Annotated in this window: 4 protein-coding genes; all 4 read left to right on the top strand. The window is 53.1% G+C overall.

The window, feature by feature from the left end:
• On the top strand, positions 1-1,851 hold a 1,851-nt coding region (locus RMSM_RS21170; protein ID WP_040768694.1), incomplete at its 5' end, for a helicase-related protein.
• 112 nt (positions 1,852-1,963) lie between these two features.
• Entirely contained in the window at positions 1,964-3,040 is a 1,077-nt protein-coding gene (locus tag RMSM_RS21165) for a hypothetical protein (RefSeq protein ID WP_008700993.1), read from the top strand.
• A 101-nt stretch (positions 3,041-3,141) separates the two neighbouring features.
• The gene (locus RMSM_RS21160) at positions 3,142-5,472 is read left to right on the top strand and encodes a site-specific DNA-methyltransferase (protein ID WP_008700991.1); all 2,331 of its coding nucleotides are present in this window, start codon (positions 3,142-3,144) and stop codon (positions 5,470-5,472) included.
• Between the two features lies 1 nt (position 5,473).
• Positions 5,474-8,606, top strand: a 3,133-nt coding sequence (locus tag RMSM_RS21155; RefSeq protein ID WP_008700989.1) for a DEAD/DEAH box helicase family protein, incomplete at its 3' end; no start/stop codon positions are given.

Genomic DNA, 8,606 nt, shown 5'->3' with positions numbered 1-8,606 from the left:
GAACTGCTCGAAGACGAAGAAGAATTGGTTGACGATTCAACGGACACCGAATCGACTCAGCCAGACGCCGAAGAAGAACCCATTGATCCAGCCCGACTCAATGCGGAAATTGAAGAACTCGGCGACTACATCCGGTGGGCACGCAGCATCGGTGTCGACACCAAAACCCGTGCACTCCTAACCGCCCTCGACGTTGGCTTTGCCGAATTGGAAAAAGCCGGAGCCGCGCCCAAGGCCGTCGTCTTCACCGAATCGCGGCGAACCCAGGCCTACTTAAAAGACTTCCTGGAAGGCAACGGGTACGCCGGCAGCGTCGTCACGTTCAGCGGCACCAACAACGATCCCGATTCCACGCAGCTCTACCGACGTTGGGCCGAAGAGAACGCCGACAGCGGACGTGCATCCGGTTCACGCGCCGTCGACGTACGAACTGCGATCATCGACGAGTTTCGCGGGCCAGCGAGAATCATGATCGCCACTGAAGCCGCCGCGGAAGGAATCAACCTGCAATTCTGCTCCCTCGTCATCAACTTTGACCTGCCCTGGAACCCCCAGCGGATCGAGCAACGCATCGGTAGGTGTCACCGATACGGTCAGAAGAATGATGTCGTCGTCATCAATTTTCTGAACGAACGTAATGACGCAGATCGGCGAGTCTACGAGTTGCTGGAGCAGAAGTTTCATCTCTTCGACGGTGTCTTCGGAGCCTCCGACGACGTGCTCGGCACAATTGAATCCGGTGTCGACTTCGAGCGTCGTGTGTTCGACATCTACCAGCAATGTCGCAGCACCGAAGAAATCGAAGCTGCGTTCAAGTCGCTGCAAACCGAACTCGACGAAACGATCCAACAGCGAATCGAAGCGACGCGACAGATTCTCTTGGAGCACTTTGACGAAGACGTCCACGCTCGGCTACGGTTCAACCTGGACGGAGCCAGAGCCAGACTCGACGCGATCGGCCACATGTTCTGGGTCTTGACCCGGTTCATCCTCGCAGCCGACGCGGTCTTCGATGACCAGCAACTCGAGTTTGATCTCCAGCGATCTCCCGTCCCGGCGGCCAAGCCAGGACGGTACCAACTGATCTCCAAGCAACCGGATGTTGAACAAGTCGTCGGCGAATTTTTGTATCGGCTCAGCCATCCGCTGGGTCAACATGTCCTGCTCAGCGGTAAGACGCACCCCGCACCGCCCGCCGAAGTCATCTTTGACATATCCGGACACCCGACGCGGATCTCGCTTGTCGAAGAATTACGTGGACACAGCGGAGTGTTGACGCTCACACATCTGCGCGTCGACTCATTTGATCGCGAAGAGTACCTGCTCTTTTCCGGTTATGCGGACGACGGCCGGTCGTTGGACCAGGAAACATGCGAAAAGCTGTTCCTCTGTAACGCCCGTGTGGTACCCGACGCAGCAGCCGTCGGCGAAACTATCGCCGGCTACGACATCAGCGACCGTTTGGTCGGTGACGCCGATCGTCACGTTCGCGCTTGCCTGAACCGGTCTCTGGAACAGAACAACCGCCACTTCAACGAAGCCCGTGAAAAGTTGGAGCAGTGGGCCGAGGACATGGAGATTGCGGCACAGAAGGAACTGGACGACACCAAGAATCAAATCCGAGCCACCAGTCGCGAAGCCCGACTAGCCACGACAATGGACGAGCAGAAAACACTGCAAGACAAAGTCCGGAGTTTGGAACAGAAGAAACGCAAGCTACGGCAGCAGATCTTCGACATCGAAGACGAGATTGCAGTCAAGCGAGACCAATTGATCGACTCACTCGAGCGACGCATGCAACAGACAACCGAATCCAAAACCTTGTTCCACATCCGTTGGCGAGTCACCTGAACCACGGCGCTGGCCGCAGGACTAACACGCGACAACGGAACAACACTGACACCCGAGGCTATTGCCTACGGCTCACAACTCATAAACCAACCGTCATCGAAACCGCTTTGATATGCCCTCTGTAGAACAACTCCGCACCCGACTGACCGAGAAGCTCGAAGAACTTTTTCAACTCGACCAACCCGACCTCGACTTCGGTTTCTACCGAATCATGCACGCGCGTTCGCGTGAGGTACGCAAGTTCCTCGATAAAGACCTTCCCAAGCTGGTCGCTTCGGAGTTCGCCGGTCACGCGGCCGGAAACGTCGAAGACAAATTGGCCGCTGCACGGACAAAGGTGGAACAGTCCCTTGGCGACACGGCGATCGACGCCGCCGGAAACTTGGCCGAGCACTTTCATCAAACACCCCCTGGCAAAGAATACCTCGCCGCTCAAGCCGCCGCCGCTGCCGCCGGGGACACGGCGAAGATCGAAGCCGACGTTTACGACCATCTGTTTCGTTTTTTTGAACGCTACTACGAGACTGGCGATTTCTCGTCACGTCGATACTACGCCAGAGAAACACCTGGTCGTGCCGCTCCTTATGCAATTCCCTACAACGGCGAGGAGGTCAAGCTGCACTGGGCCAATGCGGACCAGTACTACATCAAGACGGCCGAACACTTCAGCAATTATACGGTTGATCTCGTAGAAGGCGTTCGCAAGCAGGAGCAGATCAACCGACGCGAAGGGGACCAGGTCGAATTCTTGTCTGAGCAAGACGACTTCGACAAGCAACCGCGTCGAATACATTTCCGAGTGGTCGCGGCCAGCGAAGGCGAGCACAACAACGTTAAAGCTGCGGAAAACGCGTCGAGGTTCTTCCTGATCCGTGCTGACAATCCGATCGAATTTGAAGAAGAATCAGGTGAGTTGGTTTGCCGGTTCGATTATCGAGTCGATCCGAACAAGTCAGGAACGGACGCAAAGTGGCAGGAAAAGAAAAATGCGGAAGCTGCGACACTGGTTCTGTCGCAGTTGAAAGACCTAAAAGGGAATGTCGTCGCGGCGGATTATCACCGAATGCTTGCAACGCTCGCTCCGACCAAGAATCAAAAGGACGCCCGCTGCTCGAAAAGTATTTCGCGCAATACACAGCTCGAAACAACTCCGATTACTTCATTCACAAAGATCTCGGCGGCTTTTTAAAACGTGAGCTTGATTTCTACATCAAGAACGAAGTACTCCATCTGGACGACATTGGAGATGCCCAGCCAAGTGACATTCAGTTCTCACTTAGTCGATTGCGAATGATTCGTCGCGTTGGCTCACCGATCATAGATTTCCTCCACCAACTTGAAGATTTTCAAAAGCGACTTTGGTTGAAGAAGAGGTTTGTATTAGAAACCCACTACTGCATCGCTCTACGCATGTTCGCCGAAATCGCTGACGAATCAGAAAGGGACGAACTAATCAGCGAAGTGTCCGGAAATGAGGCACAACGAACTGAGTGGGAACAACTTGGAGTTTTCGGCCTTGTCGCTGATGAAAACGAAAGTCTCTTTCAAGAATCTGAGAGCGCTACTGATCTTCTAGACACACTGCCCTCGCTCTTTATCGACACCAAACATTTTACGTTAGAATTTGAGCATCGTTTGCTGCAAGCAATCTCAAAACTCGACGATTTTAGTGATGGGGTCTTAGTTAACGCTGAAAATTTTCAGGGCCTTGCCTTTCTTGGGAAACGTTTTTCGAGGCAAGTTAAATGTGTTTATAGCGACCCACCTTACAACACGGGTGGCGATGGATTCGCTTACAAAGACAACTACAGCCATTCGAGCTGGCAGACCATGTTTTCCGATCGGCTTTCTCTAGCCAAGCCACTGCTGTGCTCGGACGGTATTTCATTAACAAGCATTAACGACATCGAACTAGCAAACCTCCGGTTTTTGCTTGACACTCAATTTGGTATCGACAACAGGATTGGTACTGTGGTTTGGAAAGGGGCGACAGACAACAATCCGACGAGAATCGCGACCGAACATGAGTACGTTGTCTGTTACGCAAACGACAAAGCCGAACTTGAACCGGTTTGGAGTACAGCAGACAGTGATGCAAAGCAGATAATGCTGACGAAATACTCTGACCTCGCCGAGTCTGGGATGGACCTCCACGAATTGCGAGCGAATTTTGCTGAGTTCTGCAAAGCTCAGCGGGAAACACTTGGCGATCTCTATCGCTATCGTCGTATTGATGCAAAAGGCCCCTATGCTGCCCGTCGCAATATGGAAAACCCAGGTAAGAAAGGACCAACGTACGACGTAATTCACCCCGTGACAAAGAAACCGTGCGATAGACCTTTTTGGGGATGGCGTTTTTCCGAATCAACAATGGAACAACTTCTCTCCGAAGATCGAATTATCTTCGGAGAGAATGAGAAGAAGATTCCGGAACTAAAGGTACACCTCGTTGATGTGCGTTTTCCACTTCGCAGCGTAGTCTACATGGACGCGCGAAAAGGATCCAATAATCTAGAGAGATTATTTGGTTCGCGAGACGTTTTTAAGAATCCGAAGCCAGTCGAGTTTTTAAATACGCTGCTTCCATTCGTTACCGATCTCAGAAGTATTGTTCTTGACGCTTTCGCGGGGTCAGGATCCACTGGGCACGCGGTGATTGACCGCAATCGCGAAGATGGTGGAAACCGCCGGTTCATACTTATCGAGATGGGAAAGCACTTTGACTCGGTTGTTTTGCCTAGAATTAAGAAAGTGTCATTTCAGTCAGAATGGAAAAGCGGTCGAGCAAGTCGATTTCCGACACAAGAGGAAGTTGACCGAAGTCCGCGCATTGTGAAGTATATTCGGCTTGAATCCTACGAAGACACCCTCAATAACCTCGACAAGCTGTTCGACGAAGACTCGCCGGCACGCAAATCAAGCAGAGAGCTGCCAAAAGAAATGGCGCTCGACTACAAGCTGCGATACATGCTCGACATGGAATCGCGTGGCTCACAATCCCTGCTAAACGTCGAAGGCTTCGCTGATCCGAACGCGTACAAGTTGCAGGTAAAAATCCCTGGATCGGATGCCAGTCGCGAAGTCAACGTCGACCTGATCGAGACCTTTAACTGGTTGATCGGTCTTCGTGTTGAACACTTTGCCGCTCCCCAAACTTTCGACGCCAAGTTTGAGCGTCCCACCGATCCTGAGTTGCCCGAAGATCAGCAAACGCGGCTATGCGTCAAAGGCTGGTCCGGTCCAGATGAAAAGGGCCGACTGAAATACGGCACGTTCAAACAATGCGACGACAAGCCAGATAACACACCGGCCAAGGATCGGCCTTGGTGGTTCCGCAAAATCGAAGGCTGGGTGCCGAAGAACTTGAGCGATCCCGATGGGCCTCGTGACAAAATTCTCATTGTCTGGCGTCGGCTTACGGGCGACTTAGAGAAAGACAATCTGATGTTGGATTGCTTCTTTCAGCAGAACCGAATTAGTACTCGCGACTTTGAGTTCGACACGATCTACGTGAACGGCAGTAACAATCTTCCCAATTTGAAACGGGATGAAGAAACCTGGAAGGTGCGGCTGATCGAAGAAGACTTTCATCGCCTGATGTGGGACGTACAGGACGTATAACATGGCGAAAAAATCAAAACGTAAATCCAAGGCCTCTGGCCCGAAGCCCCACAAGTTTCGTAATCAGTTGGTGCTGAATCAGTGGATGATCAGCCTGATGGGCGTCGATCCGCTGCGCGAGTATACGATCGGCGACAGCCAAAAGAAGGTAAGGGCGTTTCATCGCTTGGTTGAAAAGATCAAAGATCCGCGTGGAGAAGGGCGTAAGACCGATGGCATTCACCACTTTTTTGCCAACCTGGTCGACATGTCGTTCTTTCAAGAAGGCGAGATAGATCGGGCGACGCTGCTGAGATACGAAGAGAACATCGGCCGACACACCGACACGATCAACGAGGGCCGCGAACGTGAGATCCAATGGAAGTATTACCAGTGGATGACGTTGCTGTTCGTCGAGATCTATCTGGACCGTTACTTTCATCGGCGAGGCGACCTGCTGAGCGAACTCAATGCGTTCGTCAAACGATTCAATGAACGATGGACGGAATACGCCGATGTGCCACCGTTCGTCGACGACGATCTGAATAAGCTGTGTTTGCAAAATGCGACGGGCAGCGGCAAAACGCTGTTGATGCATGTGAATCTGCTGCAGTTTGCTCACTACGCCAAACAGGCTGGTCACGAGGATGATTTGTCTCGGGTCATTCTGTTGACGCCTAATGACCGGTTGAGCGTTCAGCACGCTGATGAACTCAAAGAGAGCGGCATTCCAGGAGAACGATACGACGGATCACAGCCGCTGCTGAACAACCAGGTGACGGGTTTGGCTTGGGTCGACATCATGGAGATCACCAAGCTGGCCGACAAAGACGGACCGCAGCAGATCGCCGTCCGCAGCCTGGGTGACCAAAACCTGCTGCTTGTTGACGAAGGGCACCGGGGGATCAGCGGAAAGGAAGAAGGCGTTTGGCTTTCCAATCGCAATGCGCTTTGCGCTCGGGGGTTCACGTTCGAGTATTCGGCGACGATCGAGCAAGCGGTGGCGGCATCGAAGAATGTCGACATCGAGAACTCTTATGCCAAGTGCATCCTGTTTGACTACTCGTACCGCTATTTCTACGAAGACGGTTTCGGCAAGGACTACCAGATCCTGAACCTACCGGCGGAGGCCGATGAGAAGACAGGAACGGACAAGAAAAAGAAGCCTCGCAAGAACACTGACATCGAGCAGATGTACTTGGCCGCCTGTCTGCTCAAGTACTACCAACAGCTCCGGATTTACGAGCAGCGACAAGATGACTTCGTTGCCTTCAACCTGGAAAAACCGCTGTGGGTGTTCGTGGGCAAAAGCGTCACCGGCGGCAAGAAGTGGACCAAGGACGAAACGGCCGTCGCCACAGACGTGGCAAAGATTCTGCAATTCGTGGCTCGGTTCCTGCATGACGCCAAGGATGCGAAGGCGAAGATCAATTCGATCTTAACGGCCACCGGAGCGGAGACGGGATTGCTGGACAAGGATAATCGTGACATTTTCGAGGGAGCGTTCCAGCATCTGGCTCGTCAACTTGGCGAGGGCGAGTCGATCGACCTGATGTACGCCGACATCCTCCGCCGCGTTTTCCACAGTCACGCGGGCGGTTCGTTGGTCCTATCGCGTGTGAAGGGTGACGGCCGGGAGATCGGCATGCGGTGCGGTGTCTCCGAAGACCCGTTCGGCTTGATCAACGTTGGAGACGCAAAAGGCCTCTGCGATCACTTGTCGCGTCTCACCGGTCCCGGCGACGAGTCGTTACAGGTAAATGAGACTGAGTTCGGCGACAAAATGTTTGCCGGTGTTCGGGACAGCAGTTCCCCGATCAATTTGCTCGTCGGTGCCAAAACATTTGTCGAGGGTTGGGACTGCTGGCGCGTCAGCACGATGGGCTTGATGCACGTCGGCAAAACCGAAGGTTCCCAGATCATCCAACTGTTCGGCCGCGGTGTCCGCTTGAAGGGATGGAATTGGTCGCTCAAACGTAGCGGCCACACCTATGCACCTTCCAAGCCAACCTTCATCGAGGAGCTAGAGACGCTGAACGTGTTCGGCGTCGAGTCGGACTTCATGGAGAAGTTCCGCGACTTCCTGAAAGAAGAGGGTTTGCCCGGCAACGAACGACGCCACACGTTCATCGTTCCGTTGAACGTGACGTACGACTTTGGCAAACGACTGCAAATCCTGCGTCCCAAACGCAAACAGGACGACGGTCGTGAGTACGATTTCAAACGTGACGGTCGGGTGCCGCAAGTGGGCGAGGTTCCCGAGTATTTGCAGAAGAATTTCGTGGTGTCCGATTGGTACCCCCGCATTCAGATGGAGCGGTCCAAGAAGGATTCGGTGGATAAGACGAAGCCGGACGAAGGCGTCTTTACGCAGCGTCACGTTTCGCTGTTAAACATGGATGCTTTGTTTTTTGAAGCTGAACGAAACAAACGACAGAAGAGCCAGTACAACCTGAACATCACTCGTGACGCGCTGCGGGCAATTCTGCTTGACGGATCGTGGTATCGAATTCGGGTGCCCAAGGCGCGGCTCGAGGGGCGACAGTTTGCCGACATTCGGTTGTGGCAGTTGATCGCAGAGGACTTGGTCAAAACGTACTGCGACCGGCTGTACAACTACCGCAAGGCCGAATTCATTGAGCCTCGATTGGAGTACCGCGATCTAACCGCCGAGGATGACAACTTCCCACAGGAAGACGAGTATCACTTAATCGTCGATGGTAGCGAAGAACAGGTGATTGCATCGGTTAAACGGATGCAAGAAGACATCGAAAAGAACAAGGACGAACTACTGAAGTTCCGTGACCTTCACGTCGCCCGCTTCGGCGGTCATCTATTCCAACCGCTATTCCACGTTGCCCGCGGCGGGAAAATCAAGGTCTTGCCGGTATCGCTGAACGAAAGTGAATTTCAATTTGTCAGCGACTTGGTGAAACACTGCCAAAAGCAGAAGAAGCAGTTTGAAAAGGAAGGTGCCGAGCTATTCTTGCTTCGCAACCGTAGTCGCGGACGTGGCGTCGGATTTTTCGAGGCACAGAACTTCTTCCCAGACTTCATCCTCTGGCTCTTGGTTGATGGCAAGCAGTACGTGACGTTCATCGAACCACACGGCTTGATTCACGAATCACCCGGCAGCGAAAAAGATCGGGCTGCAT

The organism is Rhodopirellula maiorica SM1, from assembly GCF_000346295.1.
Taxonomy (GTDB): Bacteria; Planctomycetota; Planctomycetia; order Pirellulales; family Pirellulaceae; genus Novipirellula; species Novipirellula maiorica.
This window is presented reverse-complemented; position numbering and strand designations above follow the sequence as displayed.